This is a genomic window from Anaerococcus sp. AH8042_DFU013_CI05 (assembly GCF_047936775.1).
GTDB lineage: Bacteria > Bacillota > Clostridia > Tissierellales > Peptoniphilaceae > Anaerococcus.
Map to the genome: position 1 here is coordinate 1,265,553 of NZ_CP175954.1, position 20,171 is coordinate 1,285,723.

Sequence of the window (20,171 nt, forward strand, 5' to 3'; positions counted from 1 at the left end):
CAGTTATTCTATTTCTTTTAAATATATATCTTTACAAGCTTTTGGAGAAATTCTTTTTTCTTCTTTGTCAAAGCTTATAATAGCTGTATCATCAAAGCTATCAAAACCTATAAATTTTATTTTATCACCTATATCCATTTTCATAGCTTCGCAATAGGTTAATAATTCATTATCATCTCTAATTCTTCTAATTATATATACCTTGCCAGGAGTTGCTTGGCTCATTTTTATAAAATCTTTTGAAGTTTCTTCATTATTTATATAAATTATTGATCCGTGAGGACAATAATCAGGATATCCTAAATACGTATTTAATTTATTTAGAAGATTTTCATTTGTTACTGATTGCAAACTACTAGCTATTGGGTGAACCTCTTTCCGTGAAAATTTCAGTTCTTTTTCCAAAAAATATTCCCATAGTCGATGCTTGGAGAGTAATTTTTTTGTGTATTTTAGACCCTTTTTTGTAAGCATATTATCTTTGTCATCGCTTACCAGGCCTTCTTTTTTCAATTTTTTTAGCATTTCAGTTACAGAAGAAGGAGCCAGGTCTAAATGTGTGCTAATTGATTTATTAGTAACCTTCTCAGATTCTCCCATTAATTTAAATATTGTTATTAGATATTCGTCTTTTTGTGGATTTAAAGTTCTCATTTACTACCATGTCCTTACTAGCATTAACTTTCTTGTTAAGTTTGTTAACAATAGTATACTTCTTTATGCTTAGTAGGACTAGATAGACTAACATATTCACAGCAGCTACAGTACCTGCTATAGATACATTTAAACTTAATGCTAAATAAAATCCTATTGCTGCGTTTATGCTTCCAATAAGGCTGCTGAATATTAGAGTTTGCTTTAATGTTTTACTAAATAAAAGAGCAGTTGAGCTTGGTCCTATAAAAAAGGAGATGACAAGTATAGCCCCAACACTAGTAAAGGATGTCACTGCAGATAATGATGTAAATGCCATCAACATATAAAATATAAGTGTAGTAGGCACGCCAATCAAATATGCAAATTCTGAATCAAAAGTTGAAATTTGTAATTTTTTAAATTGGGATATTATAAAAATTAATATAACTACAAGTAAAATTACTTGATAAAAAATCGCCTGTGTTAACTTAAATCCTAATATATCTATCTTTACTAAGGATGCAAATAATACTTCTCCATCTAAAACCATATCTGAATCCAAATGAACATTTCTAAAGAATATGCTTATCAAAATAATCGCAGCAGAAAATAGTATTGGAAATACTACGCCAATTGCTTCATCATATTTACTCAAGCCTTTTGAACCTAGAATTTCAACTAGAAATACTGTGAGAAATCCCATAGCCGATGCACCTAATATCAGGATTGGAGATGACAAGTCTGGTATTATAAAAAAAGCCAAAACTATACCTAGTAATACTGTATGGCTAATCGCATCTGTGAGCATTGATACTCTTCTAAGCACTAGGAAAACGCCTAATAAAGAGCAAGATATGGATGTTAATATTAATAGTAATAGAGATATTATCATTTTGTATCAGCTCCTTTTAATAAAGTTTTCCCTATTGTTACTATAACAAAAATTAGCCCTTGAAAAATTATTATTGATGGACCTGTAGAAAAACCCTTGTATGTGGTGGATACCATGCTACCCAAAACGGATGTTATTATTGAAAATAATGCTGACAATCCGATAACTTTTAAGAAGCTATTGCTGATTTTTTTTGCTGTAACTATAGGAATAATTAATAGTGAACTAATTAGAATTACTCCTACAGCTTTAATTCCAACTCCAATTACTAAGATAGTCAAAAACAATAGTAGATAATCTAGGAATTTCGTATTAATCCCGATTTGATTTGCAAATTGTCTATCAAACAAATAACACTTTATGTCCCTATAGAAAATTATCATTATTCCTAAGCATAATAGAAAGGCTAACAATATCAAAAAAATATCAGCCTCCCTTAGATATGCAGCCTGACCAAAAATATATTTATCCAGTCCCGCCTTACTTGCATTGGCAAAGGTAGGGTTAGCTTGGATATAGGATTTTAAAAGCAAACCCAATCCAAAGAAACCAGATAAGTAAATCGCCATATTAGCATCCGCACCTACTTTCGAATTTTTATTTGAGTAATCTATCAAAAAATAACTTATTGCTGCACTTATTACAGATCCAAAAAGGAGAGTAATAGGATCTTTTTTGTAAGTTAGCATAAAGGCTATTATGATACCTGGTAAAGTAGAATGACCTAGGGCATCCCCTATTAGTGATTGATTCTTGTAAATATTAATAGTTCCAATAAGAGATGATGCTAAAGCTAGAAGTGTGATTCCTACGACAACTATTTGAAAGGAGTATAGCTTAAATAGATCAATCATATCTAACTCCTAAATCCCTTATCAATTTCATCTTTTATATTATCAATGTAAAGGCTGCCAGAATATTTTATATCTTTGTTTAAAACCACCAAATTATCAAAGTACTTTTCTAGTGTATATATATTATGGTGGACTGCAAGGACAGTCTTTCCCATCTCTTGCATTTTTTTAAATTCATCAGCTATAATATCTTCAGTTTTTACATCTACTCCCGTTAGGGGTTCATCAAGGATATAGATAGCAGCATCTTGAGCTAAGGCTCTGGCCAAAAACACCCTTTGTTTTTGACCACCTGATAGATTTGAAATTTGTCTATTTTTTAAGTCTAAGATTCCCATTTCATTCAAAGCATCACTTACACAATCATGATCTTTTTTATCAGCTTTTGCGAATGATTTCATGTGGGGATATCTCCCCATCATAACTACATCATAAACACTTATTGGAAAGTCCCAATTTACTGAATCTTTTTGTGGAACATAGGCTACATTTTGCTTTGTGCTTTTTATGTGATTGCCTAAAATCTTGACATCACCTTTTTCTTTTTTTATTAAGCCTAATATTGCTTTTATAAAAGTGGATTTCCCAGCACCATTAGCTCCGATTATTGCAGTCCTAGATTGTAGGGGAATATCTAAGAACACATTATCTAATACTTTGTTTTTTCCGTAAGATACACTTAAATCCTTAACTTCTATCGCATTTCTCATCATTTCCTACTTTAGATTATCAACAATCAAATCTACATTGTGCTTATACATATCAATAAAATTATCTCCATTTTGTCCTTTTTCAGCTAATGAGTCAGAGAATAATTCTTTACCGTCTCCTTGTACAATCTTTGTTTCAAATCCTTTTGATTTGACAATATCTGCTAGTTTTTCCATTCTTTCTGGATTGGTAGTAGATTCAGCAAAAATTGCTTTTATTTTTTTATCAGCTATAAATTGTGCAGTATCTTCCAAGTCCTTGTTTGAAACTTCTGATTCAGTTGTTACTCCTTGAGGGGCAATAACTGATATATTATATCTTCTTGAAAAGTAATTGAAAGCATCATGAGGAGTGACTAAATATTTATCTCCATCTGGTAATTCATTGAGTCTTTCTGCAATATACTTATCTAAGCTATCAAGTTCTTTGATATATCTGTCATAATTCTCATCGATTAATTTAAGCATTTTATCATCCGATTCATAAAGTTCTTTTAATTTATTTGCAGTATTTGTAAATGCTTCTTTGTATAGATCAATATCAAACCAAAAATGTGGATCTGTTACTGTCCCCTCATCTTCTTCCATTTCACCTAATTTATTTTTATCAAAAGTTGACGCTACTGCATATCCTGCACTTTCAAGAGCATCCACCATTTTTCCTTCAAAATGTAAACCATGATATAAAACTAGATCAGCATCTGTAATTTTGTTATAATCTTCTGGCTTAGCCACATAAACATGTGGGTCTTCTCCCGCTGGGATTATCGTATCTACATTTGCCTTATCAGCTATTAGTTCATTTACCATATCAGCAATAAAAGTAGTTGTAGCTGTGATATTTTTCTTATTATCATCCTTACTTTCTACTTCATTTTTACTGACATTTTCAGTTTCACTTACTTCTTTGTTAGCACTACATGCTGTAAAGCTTAGCAATGCAATCATAAATAATAATATTTTTTTGAACATTATGTCCTCCTTAAATTATTTTATGTGTATTATAATACTTTATTTTCAATTTGTAAAGTATTATTTTAGGTGTACCTAATTATTAAATAAAAAAAAAGAAACTTATCTAGTTTTAACTAAATAAGTCCCCCTGCCTATATATATTGTTTTTCATGATCTTATCTATAGTCGATAGCACTGCTGCTTTGTTTTTTGACCAGCCTGGATAGGCAATATTATCATTAATTCCATCTCCCGTTAGCCTATTTATTACTGTGTTAGGATTTAGATACCTAAGCATTTTTACGACTGTATTTGCATAATCATCCTTACTCATTGTATATTTTATTTTGTTTTTTTCATAATAGTATTTTAAGTAGCTGTCATTTTCTATATACAAATTGTGAATTTTGACTCCCCAAAAGTTTTTTTTGTTTATATATAAAATATTATTTATATAGTCATTTTCGTATTCATTTGGAAGTCCTACTATGATATGAGCAATGTATTTTATGCCTAATTTGTTTAATTTATCTACCCCCTGATCAAATGTTTTGTGGTCATATCCACGATTTATAAATTCTAAAGTTTTTTCATTTACACTTTGCATTCCAAGTTCTACTGTAAGGTCTGTAATTTGATTTAATTCATCTAGCAAATTTAAAACTTCATTAGGTAGACAATCTGCTCTGGTTGCAATGGATAGTCCCACTATGTCTGGTTCATTTATTGCTGCAAAAAACATCTGACGCATCTTTTCTACATTACCATAGGTATTGGTAAAATTTTGAAAATATGCTATGTAGGCTTCTTCTCGGCCGGGCTTTGATAGTTTCTTTTTTTGAAATGCTATTTGATTTTTAATATCTCCGGCTGAATTGTAAGTCCATTCGCCTGCACCATCATCTGAGCAATAGATGCAGCCTTTAAATGACAAACTCCCATCACGATTGGGACAGGTAAATCCGCCATCGAGTGGGAGTTTAATAATTTTTTTATTGTATATGATTTTATAGTAAGTATCTAAATCCCTATATCTCTTTTTATTAAGCTCCATAGGGAGATTATACCCTAGTTATCATAATCGTATAGTTCAAATACTTGGGTATCTCTTTTCTTACGCTTTTCAAAAACTGCTCCCCAGTGATTGTCAAAGGTCCAATTGTAATTACCAAGTTTACCTGAGTCTTTATAGTTTTTATTAAAGTCGCGTACAAGCCATACTAATTGCTTTGAAAGTAATATCAAACCGATAAAGTTTGGTATTACCATCAGAGCATTAGCCACATCTGAAATTGACCAAACAAATTTAAGTCCGCCTAAAGAGCCTACTACTGAGAAAATAATATATACAGCCCTATAGATACCACGTACTACTTTTGATTCACTGATATAGGAAATACATTTATCTCCATAATAATACCAAGAAACTAGTGTAGTAAAAGCAAATAACATAAGGCCAAGGCTTACGATTATTTCTCCACCGACTGGTAGGGCTTTTTCAAAGGCTGCTGCTGTAAGTTTGTTTGCATCAATATTGCCATCTGTCCACAAGCCTGAGCAAATAATTACAAGAGCAGTCATGGTACAAATTAATACTGATGATACAAATACTTCAATAGCCCCCCACATTCCTTGACGAACAGGATGATCAGTATGTGCAGCGGCGTGTGCCATTGGTGCAGAACCTAGTCCTGCTTCATTTGAAAAAATACCTCTTGCAAGTCCATGACGGATAGTTAGTAGTACAGTTGCACCTGCAAATCCACCCACAGCTGCGGTTGGTTGAAAGGCATCTTTTACTATGTATCCAAGGGTTGGAAGTAATTCGTTTCTATATATTACTAATATAACTATTGTTGCACCAAGATATAAGATACTCATTAATGGTACAATTTTTTCTGCAAAGGCTCCAATTCTTTTGATACCTCCGATAATAATTATTACCATAAGAATCATAATTCCTACACCTATAAACCTAAGATCTATACCTGTCATCGTATGAATTGAGTTTGCCATTGCGTTTGACTGAACAAGAGAACCCGTTCCAAGTATAGCTATCGCCCCAAAAATTGAGAACATAATTGCTAGCCATCTTTTATTAAGACCATTTTCTAGATAGTACATAGGCCCACCTGAAAATTCACCTTTTTCATTTTTCTCACGTGTTGCAACTGCAAGTGTGATTTCGGCAAATTTTGTAGTCATGTTTACTAAAGCAGCTATCCATAACCAGAAAATAGCTCCTGGCCCACCAAGTTTGATGGCTGTTGCCACACCTACAATATTTCCAGCTCCAATTGTACCAGCAAGTGCGGTAGATACAGCTTGAACTGGTGAAATCGATTTCTCACCGGCTTCAGTTGCTTCTGATTTTTTAAATAATTTACCAAATGTGTTTTCAAATATATATCCAAAGTTTCTAAAAACCCAGGCTCGAGTTCTATAAATTAAGTATGATCCACCAAGTAACATAACTATAATCATAGGGACACCCCATAAAAAGTCACTTAGTGAACCGACCATGTCGATAAACGTTTTCATATTTCCTCCAATAATATTTTGTGAATATTTTATTTATATCTAATTAGCACAAAAGACACGACTAATGCGTGTCTTTTTAAATGCTAATTTTTTCTAGTTAAATTTATTTCTTATTTAAGTCCAAGATCTTTGTATTCGTAACCAAGGTCCTCTGCTACACCTTCAAGTGTTACGTATCCATCGTGTGTATTGATTCCTGGGATTAGTTCTGGGAATTTTTTAGCTGCTTCAAGAGTACCTAAGTTTGCGATTTGTACACCATATTTTGTTGTAGCATTTGATAAAGCATATGTTGATGTAAGTGCTGCTGCTCCTGGCATGTTTGCTACTGAGTAGTGGATTACATCGTGTTCAACAAATACTGGGTCATCGTGTGTTGTTGGTCTACCTTTTGTAAGGTCTGTTGAACCACCTTGGTCGATAGCAACGTCAACGATTACTGAACCTGGTTCCATTTCTTCAACCATGTATTCTTTTACTAATTGTGGAGCTTTACGTCCTGGGATTAGTACTGTAGATACTACTAAGTCAGCATCTTTAACTGCTTTTTCGATGTTTAATGGGTTTGAGTATTCTGTTTCAATTTTTGATCCGTATACATCTTCAAGTCTTGCAAGTGCATCGATATTTACATCAAGAACTTTAACTCTTGCTCCCATACCAACTGCAATTTGTGTAGCAGCAGATCCTACGTTACCTGCACCGATAATTACTACGTATGCTGGAGCTACTCCAGGAACACCGTTTAATAATTTACCTTTACCACCATTTGTTTTTAATAGGAATTTTGCACCTTCTTGAACAGCCATTCTACCAGCTACTTCACTCATTGGTCTTAATAATGGAAGTAAACGTCCTTGTTGAACTGTTTCAAATGCAACACCTGTTACTTTTTTATCTACTAAGTGTTTTGTTAATTCTGGGTCAGCTGATAAGTGAAGGTATGTGTAGATGATTTGACCTTCTTTGAAATATTTGTATTCGCTTTCGATTGGTTCTTTAACTTTGTAGATCATTTCAGCTTTATCCCAAACTTCTTCAGCTGTTTCTAGGATTGTCGCACCAGCTTCTATGTATTCTTCATCAGTAATACCAGAACCTAGTCCTGCGCCTTTTTGTACATAAACTTCGTGATTATTTTTAACGAACTCAGATACTGCACCTGGTGTTGCAGAAACACGGTTTTCGTTATTTTTAATCTCTGTAGGTACTCCAATAATCATAATAATTTCCTCCTATTATATTTGCAAAAAGTTTAGATACAAATCGCAATTTTCTTTTTCTTTTGTATCTCTATGTACATTATAAATCCTTTGCAAATCGTTGTCAAACATTTATTGCAAAAAAATAAAAATAACTTATAATATGCGAATATTTAGCTATTTTTAAGTATATATAATTTTTAGGAAATAGTATTCATATGTAAATTTTAGTTTACAATTATAAATTACTATTTTTTATTTAAATCTAACTTTTAACATTTACTAAATTAAATAATATAATATAATAATTTTATGATAAAACTTATTACCATAGATGTGGACGGGACTTTGGTCACTCCACTAAAAAGACTAACAAAAGCAAATATTTTAGCCATTGAAAAAGCCAAAAAAGCCGGTGTACATATAGCTTTGGCATCAGGTAGGCCTTATTCTGGAATGAAGCCTTTAGTTGAAAGATTAAATTTAAATCAGCAGGGTAATTTTTCCGTTTGCCAAAATGGGTCTTATATTTTTGATAATTATACCCATAAACCTCTATCTGGTACCTTTCAAAATCCTATCGATTTAAAAATAATTGATGATCTTTTAAAAGATTTTAATGTACAGATATCGGCCATGGATCACGAGAGCTTCTATACTCGCCATACTAAACCAAATATCTATACCAAAATAGATGCAAAGATTTCAAAACTTCCTCTACAAGTTATCCAATATGATGACTTTGCCGATGATAAAACTTTTGGCAGAATTTTAATCATGGGCAAAAAATCCGAAATGGATAGACTATATAAAAATATGCCCCAGGAATTAGTGGATAACTATTATGCAGTAAAAACCGCTCCTTTTTTAATTGAGGTTATGAACAAAAATACTAATAAGGGTTATGCAATTTCTGTAATGGCCCAGGACCTTGACATCAATCAAGATGAAATAATGAGCATTGGAAATGAAAAAAATGATATTCCAATGTTGGAGCAAGCAGGTTTTGCTGTTGCTATGGCAAATGCGGTCCCTGAACTTAAAATCCATGCTGATTATATAACCAAAAACAATTTACAATCTGGTGTGGGCTATGCCATAGAAAAACTTTTGGCCAATAATCTAGAAATATATAAATAAAAACTGCAAGAAATCTTGCAGTTTTTTTCTATAATGCGCCTTTATTTTTATCTTTTGCGTATTCAAATAATTCTTTTTCTTTGGATATTTCGTAAAAAGCCTTTTTTCTTTCGCTTTCAAGTCTTCTAACAATAGCTTGCATACTACGTTTTGCTTTTGTAATATCAAATTCTTTTAAACGCATATTTGTTCTAATTGCAATATCACTTGCCTTGCCATTAGCAGAAGAAAATTCACTCATTTTGCTAGGTAAAGAAATTTTATTTGCTAATTTTTCATCAAATAACAATAAATTTGCATGAAAATCTAATAGGGCTTGTTGGGCACGATCTATATTGTTATTTACCGCACTAACTTTATTGCCTCTTAGCAAATTACCTAAAAAGTTTCCTCTTAAAACTTGGTGTGATGAAAAGTCATATTTGCCATTTATTTTGCTTTCTGCTCTAGATAATAAACTCTCAACATCCTTAGCTTGTCTTAGTAATGCTTCAACTTGTTTTAATTTTAATTTATAATCTTCTCTTTGATAAAGATTTGTTGTCTTAATTGCCATAGTCCCTCCGTATACGAATATTTCGCTATCTATTTTTAACATTTATACCCAAATTATAAGTTTGTTTATCAAGTAAATATTTAGTATAGTGATTTAAAAAGTGAGGAATTATGGCAAAAGTTTTATTATATAATATTAAAGAAGATTATGACCTAGAAAAATTTGAAATACTTGCAATAAAAAACAAGATTCAAATTGTCCGTGCAGAAAAAGAAGATATTGACCAATACGTAGGATATCTAGTAGGACATGAAGGCTACGAAAAAAGAGATGAAAAGCTTGAGGAGGATCCAAGCCTTGATTTTCCTTTTATCCTATTTGAAAATTTTGAACGCGATCAATTATTTAGTTTCTTAGACGAAATGAGACAAGCCGGTCTAGCTATACAACATAAGGCTGGAGAAACTGAAAATAATATAAAGTGGACTTTAAGAGAACTATTAACAGAAAATGATCGCGAAGGCAAAATGATGGGCTTAATTCACAGAATAAATGCCCTAGTAGAAAGAGCATCAATCTTAAAAGACCAATACGGTGAAGACGAAAAACTAACTAAACTAATCGATGAAATGCAAGCATATTTTGATGACTCAAGCCTATTTGAGCTAGAAGTAGCAAAAGATTATTACGAAAAATTAGCTGAAGAAATAAAAAGAGTAGAAATCGAAAATAATTAAGAGTTAGCAATAGCTAACTCTTTTTTAATAACTTTTTATATGATTTATCGGTCAAAATAGCTCCTAAGGGAGCTGTAATTAAAATTGCAATTACAGATACGGATAGGATTAAATTTCCAGATGCAAGTCCCATTTGTAGGGCAACTGGACCTATAGCTGCTTGGACAGTCGCCTTTGGCAGATATGCTAAAGATGTAAAAAGTCTTTCTTTTTTATTTAACTTTGTTCTAATAAGTGCTAAATTTACCCCTAGCATTCTAAAAATGAGTCCAATAAAAATTAAAATAACCGCTAAAAATCCAGCTTCTTTTACATAGGCTAAGTCTACAGATATACCTACTAGGACAAATAAAAATAATTCAAATACTTTCCATAAACGATTGTAAGAAAATAATAATTCTTCAGCTAATTTTGGATTTTGCTTATTGATCGTCATTCCCGCAGTCATTATAGCAATAAGAGCAGAAAATCCAATATAAGATTCGATTAGTTTTTGAAGGTCTAATGCCAAAAATGAAATACCTATAAAAATCATTGTCTTATAGATCTCATTTATATTTATTTGTTTAAATAAAGCAGAAAGAATTCTCCCATATATAATTCCAAAAATTATACCAGTAATAATAGAAATTGGTACATTCAAAAAACTCATAGCTGATAAGTGTCCACCAGTTTTTAAGGATAAAAACGATGAGAAAAATACAATCACAAAAACATCATCCACACTAGCCCCAGCTAAAATCATTTCAGGAATATTTTTATCTACCCCATAAGCTTCATCGATTAATTTTATCATACGAGGTACGACAATGGCAGGGCTAACTGCAGCTAGGACTGCTGCCATAATTCCAGCATCAATTACATCAATTGAAAAAAATCTCTGAGCACAGAAAATAATAGCAAGCATTTCAATAGAAGCAGGCAAAAAACTAAGTAAAATAGCTGGTCGGCCAACTTTCTTTAGTTTTTCAAAACTTAAAGCAAGACCCGCTCGAGTTAAGATTGTGACAAGGGCAATTTGCCTAAGGTCAGAAGAAAGATTTATAATATCCTCACTTACTAAATTCATTTGATTGGGACTAATAATAATACCTGCTATAAGCATGCCAATAATTGGAGCAAGCCCTATTTTTTCAAAAATCAGCGCCATAAAAATGCCCAATATAAAGATAATAGCAATATCGTTTAACATAACCCCCCCCTTAAATTTTTATAAAAATACGTCTACTATTATACTAACATTATAAAGTTTTTCAATTATTATTTGACAATATTTTTTTATTTTCCTATAATTAAAATATAGTAGTTTATTCAACTTATAGATTTTAAGGAGAATAACATGAATAAGAAATATGTAAAGAAAATTGGAGCAGAAAACTGGCTGTTTGCCTTAATATTTTTTGGTATCTTTGCTTCAATTGGTAGGGTAATGGGCGTTTCTAATATGATATCTACTATGATGAACGGAGCCTATGACTTGTTAATTAACACTTGCCTGTTCATAATGGCTATATCAGTTTTGACAGGTGCTCTGTCAGCAATATTTTCAGAATTTGGTTTCATATCTTTGGTCGATTTAATCTTATCTAAAATCATGAAACCTATTTATAATCTACCTGGAGCGGCATCTCTAGGAATTATAAATTGTTATTTATCTGATAACCCATCTATCCTTCCACTAGCGCATGAAGATAACTTTAAGGCCTTATTTAAAAAATACCAGCTGCCTTCTTTAACCAATCTGGGCACATCATTTGGTATGGGGCTTATAGTTACTACAACTTTAGGATCTCTGCCTCTTGACGGTGCTGGAAAAGCTGCCCTAATTGGTACCCTTGGAGCCTTTATTGGATCTATTGCTAGTGTTAGGATTATGCAAATCTTTACTAAAAAAGTATATAATACAGAAGAAATGGTAGAAGTAGAAAGTTTAAAAGATATCCCAAAAAATACAAGAGTAGTAAGAGATGGATCTTTCGGACGTAGATTTATTGAAGCTTTATTAGATGGTGGGAAAACTGGAGTAGATATGGGACTTTCTATTATCCCTGGTGTAATAGGAATTTGTACTATAATAATGCTACTGACAAATTCAGTTGGTCCAAATGGCGTTTATACGGGTGCTGCCAATGAAGGAGTTCCTGTTTTGCCATGGATTGGTGATAAGTTATCATTTATCCTAAATCCTTTATTTGGATTCTCTCATTCAGAATCTATTGCCGTACCAATAACTGCTTTAGGATCTGCCGGAGCATCAATGGGGCTTGTAAAAAACTTAGTAGCAGACAATCTTGCAACTGCAAACGATTTAGCAGTTTTTACTTCTATTTGTATGTGCTGGTCAGGATATCTATCAACTCACGTTGCAATGATGGATGCTATTGGTGCAAAAGAATTAACAGGTCCAGCAATTTTATCTCACACAATTGGAGGAATTGTGGCAGGAATATCAGCACACTTGATTTTTACACTTTTATAATCGTATCTATTATTTTAGTAAAAGTCTTAAGTTAAGATAAACAATCAATCTGAAAATTTAACAAATTTGTAAGTAAGAAATAAATTAAGTACATATTTATAAGTTATAAACTAATATATTATTTTTATTATTTACTGTAAAAATATAAATGATGGAGGAGACAAATGTCCCTCCATCATTTATTCTATACCGCATGCCTGTTTAGCAAGCCCATCTGCCCTATCATTATATTTATCATTGGAGTGACCCTTTACTTTTACAAAGTCAATTTCAATGATTTTTTTAGCATCATCTATAAATTTTTTATATGACTTTGTCAAAGCATTATTTGTTTTCCAATCTCCTGTGGCCCATGATGCTATGCCTTGGTAGTCATGGTAGATTACTATTTGCTTTTTTTTATCTTTTATAGCCTTTGATATAGCAAGCTCGCTTGCTTTTACTTCTCCAGCTACATTTCTGTGGATGTGATAGTCATCATCAAATGATTTCATTAGTTCTATCTCATCACCTTCTGAGATATACACCACTCCTGCCCCATATACTTTTAATTTCTGGTTGTAGGAACCATCAACATAGGCTATTGCAGCATTTTCTCCAATTTCTAATTCTTCCTTAATCCCTGTCATAAATTCATTTGCATCTTCTAGGGTCTTAAATGATTTGTAAATTGCGCCGCTATATCCTTTTACTTCTTCTAAACAAGAATCCCAGGATGTGTATATCCCAGGATTTCTGCCTTTTTTTACTGCGTAATATTTCATAATGTTTCTTTGTTTGCCCAATATGTTACTTGACCTGGACCAACTGTGAATACTCCGTTTCCCTCTTCATCGATTGTTACATCTTCATTTTTTCCAGAAAGATCTACGTAAGTTGCCCCCGCCTCAGATTCTCCCACATGCATTTGTTTTTCTGCCATATCCTTGATAGAGATTAGGACTGCAAGTGGTTTGTGTTCATCATCTCCACGTCTTACCCAACCAATTACTGAAGGATCATCAAAATAATCATCTTGGTCACCGTAATTGTAGTTTTTGCGAACACTTAGCATATTATTTATCATTTCTTCTAATGGATCGGTTTTTACCGGCCCACATAGACCATAGTAATCACCTGCAAAGATACAAGGATATCCATCTTTTCTAAATAATATTAGTGCGTAGGCAATTTCTTTAAACCAATCTTCTACCCAAGATTCTAAGCCTTGGCCTGGTTGACTGTCGTGGTTGTCTACAAAAGTTACAGCTTGTTCTGGAAAATCTTTTACGATAGTATTATCAAATATTTTTCTCATATCGTAATTGCCCATAGACTTGCTGGCTTCTTCCATATGAAAATGTAATGGCACATCAAATAAATCTACTTGATAGGATGTGGATTCTAAATATTCTTCCATAGATTCTTTAGAGTATTGCCAAAACTCGCCAAATAAATAAAAGTTATCAATTCCGCGTTCATCTGTAATGTGGCAGGATAAATCACGGATAAATTCTTCAGAGATATGTTTTAGGGCATCGTATCGGAAGCCATCTACTTTTGTTTCATCAATAAACCAATCAGCCCATTTAAATAATTCTTCGCGCACTTCTGGATGATCGTGGTCGATGTCATTGTTCATCAAATAGTCAAAATTACCTTTTTCATTTGAAACATCGTCATCCCAGTATTTGCCATCTCCAACTATCCTATAAACAGCTGATGTACCTGATAAATCATCATAGTCAACTCCAGTAAAGTGATACCAGTGCCATTGCATTTCAGAATATTTGCCAGCTCGTCCTGGAAATGTAAAATGTGTCCAAGCTTCAATGTCATATGGATCAGAAACATCATTTGTTCGATTATTTTGATCAACCATCACCGCTTGGAATTTTTCTTTTTCATCTCCATTACCCTTATGATTTAAAACTACATCGGCATAGCATTTTATACCTGCTTTATGAAGGGAATCAATTGCTTGGTGAAGTTCTTCTTTGGTTCCGTATTTTGTACGAACGGTTCCCTTTTGGTCAAACTCACCCAAATCCCAAAGGTCATAGGCTCCATAGCCTACATCCATATCTGATCCACCTTTTGTCATTGGTGGTAGCCATAGGGCATCTATTCCATTTTCTTTTAATTTTTTAGCATTTTTACTTAAATTTTTATAAAAACTGCCATCTCCCCAAGTATCCCACTCGAAAGATTGCATCATAACTTCATTTGCCATAGTAATTCCTATTTACAAATATCAATTGATTTGCTTGCACCTATTCTTGTTGCACCATTTTCTACCATTTCCAGTGCTTCTTCTTTTGTATGAATGCCACCAGATGCTTTTACTCCAATGTCTGGTCCAACTGTTTTTCTCATTAGGGCAATATCAGATGCTTTTGCACCAGCTGTTGAAAATCCAGTTGATGTTTTTACAAATTCTGCACCAGCTTCTACTGATAGTTCACAAGCTTTTACAATTTCTTCTTCATTTAATAAGCATGTTTCAATAATAACTTTTAAAACATTATCCCCACAAGCTTCTTTTACAGCCTTTATATCTTCTAGGACATAGTCGTAATTGCCTTCTTTTAAACGACCAATTTCAATAACCATATCTATTTCACTTGCCCCATCTTCGATAGCACATTTTGTTTCATAGGCCTTTGCACGTGTAGACATTGCTCCTAACGGAAAACCTACTACTGTCGCAATTTTTACTTGGTCATTGTATTCTTTGATAAATTTTACAAAAGATGAGTTGACACATACACTAAAAAAATCGTGTTCTATTGCTTCATCTACTAGTTTTTTAATATCAGCTTTTGTCGCATCAGCTTTTAAATTTGTATGGTCAATTAGTCTGTTTAATTGCATTTAATTCTCCTTATATGAAATCATAGCTAGAGTGATATCATCTTGTTGCTCACCCCAGCTGTAATCATTAATTTCCTTGTAAACTTTTTCTAAGTCCCTGTGCTTACAAAAAGATTCTTCAAGTCTAGCAAGTCCATATTCCCTTTTATCTTCATTGGTTGCTTCTATAGCTCCATCTGTGAAAAATAAAATCTTATCGTCACTCTTTAATTTTATGTTTATTTCATTATAGACATCAGGCTCGATTATATTTGAAATCATCCTGCCGTTACCATGCAAATACGCGCACTCTCCACTGTGATTTTTATAAATCATAGGCGGGCAATTATGACCTGCATTTGAATAAGTTAGTGTATTTTCCTTAAAATCAAATATACCCAGCCAAGCTGTAAAATACTGCGAAGAATCCATTTCTAGCTCATAAAATCTCTCACGAAGTTTTAAAAGAGCCTCAGAGGGTGTAAAATCTGGACGTTTATCAAAAATAGAAAATACAGAAACTTTTATAAACATAGTCATAATAGATGCTTTAACACCATGGCCCATCACATCTGCTATGTAAAAAGCATATTTGTCATCATCGATTTTTACTATATCATAAAGGTCACCAGAGACATTTGCACTTGGAGTATAAATACCCGAAAGATCAATATTTCCGTATACTTTATCCTTAGGTAGGATTGATGTTTGCACTTTTCTTACAAATCTTACATCATCAAGCATAGATCTATTTGCATCAAAAAGTTCGATTTTCATCATCGTCTCACGGGTAATATCACGGAAAACTTCAACTATGCCAGTATAAGTATTGTTCATAAAAATAGGAGAAGCCTTGATACTGTAATATCTATTGGAAATAAGTTTTTCTTCGACAACTGTCGTATCTCTAATGGCTTCATTTTCGGAAGATAAATTAAGGGGAAGATTTTCATTTAAATATATTTCTAAGTCCTTAGAATTGTTTTTTGCTTCAGCTAAGGATTGATTAATAAAAATGGTCGCACCGCTAGGATCGACAATACGAACCCAATCATCCATTGAATTTAATACTGCAAAATTTGTTTCTTGCAGTCTATCTACGAGTGTTTTTCCCATAAAATCCATCCCTTTTTGTTTAATAAGCTAAACTTTCTTTCTTATAACTATATCATTTAATTATTTAATTGGCAAATAAATCCGAATGTACTAAAGCTTGAAATTTTAACGTTTATTAACAATATATTTTAAATTAGGAAACAAAAAAAGAGAAGGACGTTCCCTTAACTTTAAAATTTAAACATTTTTATATTTTTTGCTTTAATAAATAAAAGGCCCACATATAAAATATGTTTTGGCCTTTTAATTTTTATTTTTAAATTTACTTTCTGCTATCTAAATTCAAATTTATTTGAATTATCTAGTTCTGCTCCATTTACATATTTTTCATCTACGCCAAAGAAATATGTTAATACAAAGCCACCGATATATCCAGCAATTAGACCTGCTAGATATCCTATCCATCTACTTTTATAAATAAGTGGGATTAAGGCTATACCTGAAGGTCCAATTGCAGTTGCACCAATACCTCCAAATAAACCAATCACTGCACCACCGATACCTCCACCTAGGCAAGCTGTTATAAAGGCTTTACCCATCGGTAAGGTTAAAGCGTAAATTAATGGTTCTCCAATACCTAAAAATCCTACTGGAAGTCCACCTTTTGCTATAGTTGTGATTTGTTTATTTTTTCTACATTTAACAAGGATTGCTAAAGCTGCACCAACTTGGCCAGCTCCTGCCATAGCAAGAATTGGAAGTAAATATGTTGCACCTTGTTGCTCGATCATCGCTACATGGATTGGTGTTAATATCTGATGAAGTCCTAGCATTACCATTGGTAAAAATACTGCGCCTAGGATAAATCCAGAAACTGCTCCACCCATATTTATTACAGCATTTATAAATCCAATTAATCCATTAGAAATTACCCCGGCAAAAGGCATTATGATAAACATTGTCAATATACCTACTGCAAGTAATGATAGCATTGGTACTAAAATAATATCTAAAGAATCTGGTATTACTCTATGAAGGGCGTTTTCTATTTTTGAGAGAATATAAACTGATAATAGTACACCTATTACTCCACCTTGTCCTGCCGCAAGTGGTGATCCTAAGAATATATTATTAATTGGCATATCTGGATTCATTCCTGTTAGATAAACCATGCCACCTACAACTCCACCGAGTCCTTCATTTGCACCAAATACTTTGGCTGCATTGATTCCTATAAAGATGTTTAGATAAGCATAAAGTCCACTTTTCATTACATTTAAAATTTGAATGAAATTATTTATATTATCACCAGTAAGAGTTCCTGCTGTTGCCATATTTGAAAGGACTGAAGCTATACCACCTATAAGACCTGCACCTACGAAAGCAGGAATTAATGGGACAAATATTGAGGCTATAGATACTGTAAATTTCTTAAATCCACTTTGTTTTTGTTTAGATTTGTAAGCTTCTTTATTTTCTTTTGTCCTTCTTTCTAGTCTTTCTTTATCTGTTTCTTGGCTTTTTGTTGCTCCTACTTCTTCAGATAATTTTGTATTAGAAATTTCTGCCATAGCCTTTGCTACCTTTTCGCTTTTACCTGGTCCTAAGACTACTTGGATTTGATCGCCTTCAACTACTCCCATTACTCCTTCACGAGATTTTATAGCATCATAGTTAACTTTGCTATCATCTTTTACTTTTACCCTGACCCTTGTCATACAATTAATAACTTCATTAAGGTTAGAGCTACCTCCAAAGTCATCAATTAAAATTTTAGCTAATTGATTATTATCCATTTATATTTCCTCTCTTATAAAGCCTTTATTTTTTTCCAAGATTTCACTTGCTTTTTCATAATCCACATCTTTTATAGCCATTATTATAGCTGCCTTTACATTGTTATTAGCTTCTTTTAGTAGTTTATTTGATCTATCATAATCACAACCACTTATTTCGCTAATAATTTTTGTAGCCCTATCTACCAATTTTTCATTTGTAGGTCTAACATCTACCATCAGATTGTCATAAACTTTTCCTATCTTAATCATGGCAGTAGTAGTAATCATATTTAAAACGAGCTTTGTGGCTGTTCCTGCTTTCATGCGAGTTGAACCACTTAAAACTTCTGCACCTGTTTCAATCTCGATTGGAAAATCTACATATGAAGAAATTTTTGCATTTTTATTACAAGCAATAGATCCTGTGCTAGCTCCTAATTCTTTAGCATATTCTACTGCTCCTATAGAATATGGCGTACGACCACTGGCAGCAATTCCTATTACAAAATCATTTTCTGTAAGATTTTCTTTTTGTAAATCTTCTTTGGCAGCTTCCTTAGAGTCTTCTGCGTTTTCAATAGGATTTCTTAGAGCATCATCTCCGCCTGCTATAAGTCCTGTTACCATTTTAGGATCTACTGAAAATGTTGGGACTGTCTCTGATGCATCTAATACTCCAAGCCTACCACTGGTACCTGCTCCTAGATAAAATAATCTGCCCCCATTTGTAAAAGTTTCGATAACTTTATCTACAAGAGGCTCTATTTGATCCATAGCTTCATATACTTTTTTTGCTATAGTTTGGTCTTCTTGGTTTATAATCTCTAGTATTTCTCTAGTCGATTTTATATCCAAATCATAGCTTCTAGGATTTCTATCTTCTGTTGAACTCAACTAAATCGCCTCCTTTTATATAATCTACAATTTCTAGATAATCATCTTTTACTCTACCAATCACGTTTCTTTCTGGACTTACTCCTAAATCTTTTTTAATAATCTCAATTTCACCTCTATAACGACCAGATAAATTATTTAACATAACTATATCGCCGCGTTTAATAAATGTAGGATTTTGAGGATCTACATCTCTCTTTTCCCTTTCATTTCTAATTAAATAGTCACTTATGTCAGCTCTTACTTTTATTTTTTCTATATATTTAGAATCCTCTAAAAATGAAACTGGTAAGGTCACAATCTTTTCATTGTTAAATTTAGAAATATATTCCTTATCCAAAGTTTTTACATCTTCTGATAAGACTATTAAATCTAGTTTATATTTTCTTTCAAATTTTATAAAAGTACTATAAGGATTTTTGTATCTATCATTTTCCAAAGTAGGAAGTCCCTTATAGACTGGACCTCTTAAATTTCCATTTCCAGGAATAAATCCTCCTAAGTTTAATCCATAAGATTTTATAAGACTGTTTTGCTTAATAAAATAATCTTCAGATAGTCCACTATATTCTAAGGGATAAAAATTATGAATAGCAATTATATTATCCATTTTTGTATTTGCTAATTTAAGCTTAGATAAAAAGTCATTATTAACAGTGGATGCATTAATAGCTAAAGATTTTTTATGTGAAAGCTTAGATATCTCTTCATAAGTAAAGCCAAAATCAAGCCTTAAAATCAAATCCATATCAATAAGTTCTGGATGATTGTTTAAAGTTTCATTATTGATATCTACACAAATCCTAATACTATAATCTTTGCACAAATTATATAATTCTAAGAATTGCCTATAACTTTCATCACTGGTCGGATAGTGAAGGGAAGTAAATACTAAGTCAAAATCCTTATTTTTTTCTATTTCTTTTTCTATATCAATATCTTTCTCAAAGTAAATGGAAAAACCTAACAT

General features: G+C 32.5%; 20 protein-coding genes. 3 read left to right on the forward strand and 17 right to left on the reverse strand.

The features are described from left to right. Window positions 1-3: 3 nt before the first annotated feature. The 8 genes from ACKRLN_RS06520 to ald form a co-directional block, all read right to left on the reverse strand. Window positions 4-654, reverse strand: coding sequence for a metal-dependent transcriptional regulator (locus ACKRLN_RS06520; protein WP_203126181.1), 651 nt, complete (start codon window positions 652-654; stop codon window positions 4-6). Continuing rightward, on the reverse strand, window positions 605-1,528 hold the full coding sequence (locus tag ACKRLN_RS06525) for a metal ABC transporter permease (RefSeq protein WP_203126180.1): 924 nt from the start codon (window positions 1,526-1,528) through the stop codon (window positions 605-607). The genes ACKRLN_RS06520 and ACKRLN_RS06525 overlap by 50 nt, the downstream gene beginning before the upstream one ends. Continuing rightward, window positions 1,525-2,382 carry a metal ABC transporter permease gene (locus ACKRLN_RS06530; protein ID WP_238390442.1) on the reverse strand — a complete coding sequence of 286 codons (858 nt, stop codon included), beginning with the start codon at window positions 2,380-2,382 and terminating at the stop codon, window positions 1,525-1,527. Before ACKRLN_RS06530 ends, ACKRLN_RS06525 begins: the two co-directional genes overlap by 4 nt. A 2-nt stretch (window positions 2,383-2,384) precedes the next feature. After that, window positions 2,385-3,092 carry a metal ABC transporter ATP-binding protein gene (locus tag ACKRLN_RS06535; RefSeq protein WP_203126179.1) on the reverse strand — a complete coding sequence of 236 codons (708 nt, stop codon included), beginning with the start codon at window positions 3,090-3,092 and terminating at the stop codon, window positions 2,385-2,387. 6 nt (window positions 3,093-3,098) lie between these two features. Further along, complete coding sequence (locus ACKRLN_RS06540) at window positions 3,099-4,064, reverse strand: metal ABC transporter solute-binding protein, Zn/Mn family (protein ID WP_203126178.1); 966 nt, start codon at window positions 4,062-4,064, stop codon at window positions 3,099-3,101. A 112-nt stretch (window positions 4,065-4,176) separates the two neighbouring features. Next, window positions 4,177-5,100, reverse strand: coding sequence for a TIGR01212 family radical SAM protein (locus tag ACKRLN_RS06545; RefSeq protein WP_203126171.1), 924 nt, complete (start codon window positions 5,098-5,100; stop codon window positions 4,177-4,179). A gap of 14 nt (window positions 5,101-5,114) precedes the next feature. After that, window positions 5,115-6,587, reverse strand: coding sequence for an alanine/glycine:cation symporter family protein (locus tag ACKRLN_RS06550; RefSeq protein WP_203126169.1), 1,473 nt, complete (start codon window positions 6,585-6,587; stop codon window positions 5,115-5,117). Between the two features lie 110 nt (window positions 6,588-6,697). After that, window positions 6,698-7,810: an alanine dehydrogenase gene (gene ald / locus ACKRLN_RS06555; protein WP_203126166.1), complete on the reverse strand. Its 1,113-nt coding sequence runs from the start codon at window positions 7,808-7,810 to the stop codon at window positions 6,698-6,700. Window positions 7,811-8,101: 291 nt separating this feature from the next. Here ald and ACKRLN_RS06560 point away from each other — a divergent pair, with 291 nt between their 5' ends. Beyond that, window positions 8,102-8,929 (forward strand): Cof-type HAD-IIB family hydrolase, encoded by an 828-nt coding sequence (locus tag ACKRLN_RS06560; RefSeq protein WP_416334658.1) that lies wholly within the window; start codon window positions 8,102-8,104, stop codon window positions 8,927-8,929. A 28-nt stretch (window positions 8,930-8,957) separates the two neighbouring features. Here ACKRLN_RS06560 and ACKRLN_RS06565 read toward each other — a convergent pair whose 3' ends face one another. Continuing rightward, window positions 8,958-9,485 carry a hypothetical protein gene (locus ACKRLN_RS06565; RefSeq protein WP_416334659.1) on the reverse strand — a complete coding sequence of 176 codons (528 nt, stop codon included), beginning with the start codon at window positions 9,483-9,485 and terminating at the stop codon, window positions 8,958-8,960. 110 nt (window positions 9,486-9,595) lie between these two features. On the opposite strand from ACKRLN_RS06565, the gene ACKRLN_RS06570 reads away from it, so the two are divergent. After that, a complete protein-coding gene (locus ACKRLN_RS06570) occupies window positions 9,596-10,162 on the forward strand; it encodes a DUF3783 domain-containing protein (protein WP_203126162.1) in 567 nt (188 codons plus the stop codon). A 13-nt stretch (window positions 10,163-10,175) separates the two neighbouring features. On the opposite strand, the gene ACKRLN_RS06575 is transcribed toward ACKRLN_RS06570, so the two are convergent. Beyond that, window positions 10,176-11,354, reverse strand: coding sequence for a cation:proton antiporter (locus ACKRLN_RS06575; protein WP_203126161.1), 1,179 nt, complete (start codon window positions 11,352-11,354; stop codon window positions 10,176-10,178). 147 nt (window positions 11,355-11,501) lie between these two features. Between ACKRLN_RS06575 and ACKRLN_RS06580 the strand changes: the two genes are divergently transcribed. After that, window positions 11,502-12,641: a hypothetical protein gene (locus tag ACKRLN_RS06580; RefSeq protein WP_203126160.1), complete on the forward strand. Its 1,140-nt coding sequence runs from the start codon at window positions 11,502-11,504 to the stop codon at window positions 12,639-12,641. A 179-nt stretch (window positions 12,642-12,820) separates the two neighbouring features. Here the strand turns inward: ACKRLN_RS06580 and ACKRLN_RS06585 are convergent, their stop codons facing one another. The 7 genes from ACKRLN_RS06585 to ACKRLN_RS06615 all read right to left on the reverse strand — a co-directional run bounded on the left by ACKRLN_RS06585 (window position 12,821) and on the right by ACKRLN_RS06615 (window position 20,171). After that, on the reverse strand, window positions 12,821-13,405 hold the full coding sequence (locus ACKRLN_RS06585) for a viroplasmin family protein (RefSeq protein WP_203126159.1): 585 nt from the start codon (window positions 13,403-13,405) through the stop codon (window positions 12,821-12,823). Further along, a complete protein-coding gene (locus ACKRLN_RS06590) occupies window positions 13,402-14,853 on the reverse strand; it encodes an alpha-amylase (RefSeq protein ID WP_416334660.1) in 1,452 nt (483 codons plus the stop codon). Before ACKRLN_RS06590 ends, ACKRLN_RS06585 begins: the two co-directional genes overlap by 4 nt. 8 nt (window positions 14,854-14,861) lie before the next feature. Beyond that, a complete protein-coding gene (gene deoC / locus ACKRLN_RS06595; protein WP_416334661.1) occupies window positions 14,862-15,494 on the reverse strand; it encodes a deoxyribose-phosphate aldolase in 633 nt (210 codons plus the stop codon). After that, the gene (locus ACKRLN_RS06600) at window positions 15,495-16,589 is read right to left on the reverse strand and encodes a SpoIIE family protein phosphatase (protein WP_416334662.1); all 1,095 of its coding nucleotides are present in this window, start codon (window positions 16,587-16,589) and stop codon (window positions 15,495-15,497) included. 272 nt (window positions 16,590-16,861) lie between these two features. Continuing rightward, window positions 16,862-18,325, reverse strand: a complete 1,464-nt coding sequence (locus ACKRLN_RS06605) for a PTS transporter subunit EIIC (RefSeq protein WP_416334663.1) — start codon at window positions 18,323-18,325, stop codon at window positions 16,862-16,864. Continuing rightward, a complete protein-coding gene (gene murQ / locus ACKRLN_RS06610) occupies window positions 18,326-19,201 on the reverse strand; it encodes an N-acetylmuramic acid 6-phosphate etherase (protein WP_296140710.1) in 876 nt (291 codons plus the stop codon). Further along, complete coding sequence (locus ACKRLN_RS06615; RefSeq protein ID WP_416334664.1) at window positions 19,182-20,171, reverse strand: MupG family TIM beta-alpha barrel fold protein; 990 nt, start codon at window positions 20,169-20,171, stop codon at window positions 19,182-19,184. The genes murQ and ACKRLN_RS06615 overlap by 20 nt, the downstream gene beginning before the upstream one ends.

Excerpts from the sequence above, each read along its gene's own strand:
- ACKRLN_RS06535 (WP_203126179.1), bottom strand. The coding sequence starts at position 3,092 with ATGAGAAATGCGATAGAAGTTAAGGATTTAAGTGTATCTTACGGAAAA.
- ald (WP_203126166.1), bottom strand. The coding sequence starts at position 7,810 with ATGATTATTGGAGTACCTACAGAGATTAAAAATAACGAAAACCGTGTT.
- deoC (WP_416334661.1), bottom strand. The coding sequence starts at position 15,494 with ATGCAATTAAACAGACTAATTGACCATACAAATTTAAAAGCTGATGCG.
- ACKRLN_RS06550 (WP_203126169.1), bottom strand. The coding sequence starts at position 6,587 with ATGAAAACGTTTATCGACATGGTCGGTTCACTAAGTGACTTTTTATGG.
- ACKRLN_RS06520 (WP_203126181.1), bottom strand. The coding sequence starts at position 654 with ATGAGAACTTTAAATCCACAAAAAGACGAATATCTAATAACAATATTT.
- ACKRLN_RS06600 (WP_416334662.1), bottom strand. The coding sequence starts at position 16,589 with ATGGGAAAAACACTCGTAGATAGACTGCAAGAAACAAATTTTGCAGTA.
- ACKRLN_RS06580 (WP_203126160.1), top strand. The coding sequence starts at position 11,502 with ATGAATAAGAAATATGTAAAGAAAATTGGAGCAGAAAACTGGCTGTTT.
- ACKRLN_RS06585 (WP_203126159.1), bottom strand. The coding sequence starts at position 13,405 with ATGAAATATTACGCAGTAAAAAAAGGCAGAAATCCTGGGATATACACA.
- ACKRLN_RS06565 (WP_416334659.1), bottom strand. The coding sequence starts at position 9,485 with ATGGCAATTAAGACAACAAATCTTTATCAAAGAGAAGATTATAAATTA.
- ACKRLN_RS06615 (WP_416334664.1), bottom strand. The coding sequence starts at position 20,171 with ATGTTAGGTTTTTCCATTTACTTTGAGAAAGATATTGATATAGAAAAA.
- ACKRLN_RS06525 (WP_203126180.1), bottom strand. The coding sequence starts at position 1,528 with ATGATAATATCTCTATTACTATTAATATTAACATCCATATCTTGCTCT.
- ACKRLN_RS06575 (WP_203126161.1), bottom strand. The coding sequence starts at position 11,354 with ATGTTAAACGATATTGCTATTATCTTTATATTGGGCATTTTTATGGCG.
- ACKRLN_RS06605 (WP_416334663.1), bottom strand. The coding sequence starts at position 18,325 with ATGGATAATAATCAATTAGCTAAAATTTTAATTGATGACTTTGGAGGT.
- ACKRLN_RS06540 (WP_203126178.1), bottom strand. The coding sequence starts at position 4,064 with ATGTTCAAAAAAATATTATTATTTATGATTGCATTGCTAAGCTTTACA.
- ACKRLN_RS06545 (WP_203126171.1), bottom strand. The coding sequence starts at position 5,100 with ATGGAGCTTAATAAAAAGAGATATAGGGATTTAGATACTTACTATAAA.
- ACKRLN_RS06530 (WP_238390442.1), bottom strand. The coding sequence starts at position 2,382 with ATGATTGATCTATTTAAGCTATACTCCTTTCAAATAGTTGTCGTAGGA.
- ACKRLN_RS06560 (WP_416334658.1), top strand. The coding sequence starts at position 8,102 with ATGATAAAACTTATTACCATAGATGTGGACGGGACTTTGGTCACTCCA.
- ACKRLN_RS06590 (WP_416334660.1), bottom strand. The coding sequence starts at position 14,853 with ATGGCAAATGAAGTTATGATGCAATCTTTCGAGTGGGATACTTGGGGA.
- ACKRLN_RS06570 (WP_203126162.1), top strand. The coding sequence starts at position 9,596 with ATGGCAAAAGTTTTATTATATAATATTAAAGAAGATTATGACCTAGAA.